Source organism: Rubrivirga sp., from assembly GCF_049648075.1.
Classification (GTDB): Bacteria; Bacteroidota; Rhodothermia; order Rhodothermales; family Rubricoccaceae; genus Rubrivirga.
The window spans coordinates 1-3,064 of record NZ_JBARYR010000077.1 but is presented as its reverse complement, the minus strand read 5'-3'; the positions used below and the strand labels follow the sequence as shown (position 1 = coordinate 3,064).

General features: G+C 66.9%; 2 protein-coding genes. Both read left to right on the top strand.

Going from position 1 to position 3,064, the window contains the following annotated elements; all coding sequences use genetic code 11:
- Positions 1-446, top strand: a 446-nt coding sequence (locus WBA11_RS02150; protein WP_424519084.1) for a T9SS type A sorting domain-containing protein, incomplete at its 5' end; no start/stop codon positions are given.
- A gap of 89 nt (positions 447-535) precedes the next feature.
- Positions 536-3,064 (top strand): TonB-dependent receptor (locus WBA11_RS02145; protein WP_424519083.1); only part of this gene is annotated, 2,529 nt, incomplete at its 3' end.

Genomic DNA, 3,064 nt, shown 5'->3' with positions numbered 1-3,064 from the left:
TCGATTACGACGTGACGGACCAGGACGACGAGAACCTCAACACACAGGTGTTCATGCGCGGCGGCAACCAGCCGGCCCTCTTCCGCGACTCGTTCAACTTCGGCCTCCGCGGCCAGCTGGTCGACGGCGCGTTCGTGATGGCGAACCCCATCTCGGTGTCTGAGGAAGGCGGACCGGACCAGAGCGCGACGCGGATCGGGACGGCCCAGCCGAACCCGTTCTCCGGCGTCACCCGGATCGCCTACTCCGTCGACACGCCGACGCACGTCACCCTCGAGGTCTACAACCTCCTAGGCCAGCGCGTCGCGACGCTCGTCGACCAAGTGATGCCGCAGGGCGACCACCTCGCCACGTTCGACGCGGCGGGCCTGTCCGCCGGCGTCTACCTCTCGCGCCTGGTCTCCGAGGCCGGCGTCCAGACGTCCAAGATGGTGCTCGTGCGATAGCCTCGCACACGTCATAGACAAGGCCGAATTTCGGGCGTCGAGGTCGTGGCACCTCGGCGCCCGGTGCCTAGAACCGAGACTCGATCCACGTGACGCGACTCCTCCTCTTCCTCCTGCTCGCCCTCACGGCCTCGATGCCGGCGCTTGCCCAGACCACGGGCAAGATCTCCGGCATCGTCCGCGACGGCGACGGCAACCCGTTCCCCGGGGCCAACGTCCGCATCGAGGGCACCACGCGCGGCGCCTCGACCGGCGTCGACGGCACGTACGACATCATCGGGGTCCGCTCCGGGACGTACAACGTCGTCGCGTCGCTCTTGGGCTTCCGCTCGATGGTCGTCACCGACGTCGTGGTCCGCGTGGACCGGACGACGGAGCTCGACTTCGTCCTCGAGGAAGAGTCCGCAGAACTTGGGGAGGTGACCGTCGTGGCGAACTCGGGCCTCATCGAGGTCGACCGCACGTCGGCCTCGGCCAAGGTGACCGGCGAGGAGATCTTGGCCCTGCCCGTCGACAGCTTCGAGGAGACGATCGCGCTGCAAGCCGGCGTCACGCGTTCGGCCAGCGGCTCGATCCACATTCGTGGCGGCCGGGCAACGGAGGTCAAGTACTACGTCGATGGCGTGGCCGTGTCCAACCCGTTCACGAACGGGATCGCGGTGCCGGTCGAGAACTCGGCCGTCGAGGAGGTCGAGGTCATCTCGGGCGCGTTCAACGCCGAGTACGGCCAGGCCAACTCGGGCATCGTCAACATCGTGACGCGGTCCGGCGGGACCGAGCTCACGGGCACGTTTATCGGCAGCATCGGCGGTTACCTGTCCGGCCAGGGCCAGGCGTTCAACGACGTCGGCGAGGCGGACCTGTTGGGCGAGCGGTTTGCCGAGGCGTCCCTAGGCGGACCGACCGGGATCCCGAACCTGACCTTTTTCGCCAACGGCAAGGTGACCGACCGCGACGGGTGGCTGTTTGGACGGCGCGTGTTCACGCCCGGCGACAGCTCGAGCTTTGCCGGCTCGCCAGACCAGTGGGACATCGACGCCACCGGCGACTCGTCGGTCGTCCCCATGAACGGGTCGTCGGGCCTGACGGGGCTGGGCAAGCTGGACTACACGCTGGGCAACTCACGGTTCTCGTACTCGCTGACGCGGTCGACGACGGACGCCCGGTTCTACAGCCACTTTTTCCGGCTCAACCCGGACTACCTCCCGACCCAGCAGTCGAACGCGTCGAACCACCTGCTGTCGTGGAACCAGATCGTCAACACGCGGACGTTCTTCGACGTCCGGCTCTCGGCGTTCACGACCGACTTCGCCCAGTTCGTCTTCGAGGACCCGCGCGACCCGCGCTACCGCGACATCTTCGGCCGGGGCAACCAGCCCTCGGGCGTGTTCAACACGGGTGGCTTAGACCCGCGACACATTGACCGGACGAGCACGACGTACGGCATCGACATCGACCTGACGCGGCAGTTCGGGAGCGCGCACTTGGTCAAGGTCGGCGTCGAGATGAAGGCGCACGACCTCCAGTTCGAGGAGTTCTTCGTCGAGGTCGACCCGCGTCGGTTCGGGTCGTTCGAGCCCCAGATCGCGGACCCGACGACGAACCGGAACAACAGCTATCAGCACAAGCCCGTCGAGTTCGCGGCGTACATCCAGGACAAGATCGAGATCGACGACTTGATCGTGAACGCCGGCCTCCGGTTCGATTACTTCGACGCCAACGCCGTCGTCCCGACGGACTTGCGCGACCCCCAGAACACGCTCAACCCGCGCCCCGAGGACCAAGCGTTCGAGCAGGCGTCGGTCAAGGTGCAGGTCAGCCCGCGCCTAGGCTTCGCCTTCCCGATCACCGAGCGCGGCGTGATTCGCGCGAGCTACGGGCAGTTTTTCCAGATCCCTGAGTTGGGCCGGCTCTACGAGAACTCCGAGTTCGAGGTCTCGCTCGGCAGCTTCAACACGTTCCTGGGCAACGCCGACCTCGACGCGCAGCGCTCGACCGTCTACGAGATCGGGATCCAGCAGCAGGTCGGCGAGAACTTCGCCCTCGATGTGACCGGGTACTACCGCGACCTGCGCGGGCTGATCGGGACGGACCTGTTCGAGACGCTGACCGGCGGCGACACGTACGGCCGCTACGCCAACCTCGACTTCGGCAGCGTCCGTGGGATCACGGCGGCCTTGTCGTTCGCGTTCGACCAGATCGGGCTGCGGGGTGGAGTCAACTACACCTTCCAGTCGGCCCGAGGCAACGGGTCCGACCCGCAGCAGGCTTTCTTTGATGCCCAGGGCAACAACGAGGCGGCCCGGGTCCTTATCCCCCTCGATTGGGACCAGCGCCACAACCTGTCGATGAACGTCTCGCTCCTCTACGCCGGCTGGACGCTGGGCGCGATCGGCGAGGTCTACACCGGTTTCCCGTTCACGCCCGTCGACGACCTGCGCCAGCCGCTCATCGAGCTTCGCAACGGGGCCCGCTTCGACGGCGAGTTCCGGCTCGACCTCCGCGCCTCGCGCGGCCTCGAGGTCGCCGGCGTCAACGCCCAGCTGCTGGTGATCGGCGAGAACCTGCTCGACTTCTACCGGGCCGACCGCTTCCCGATCATCTTCCCGGCCGAGGAA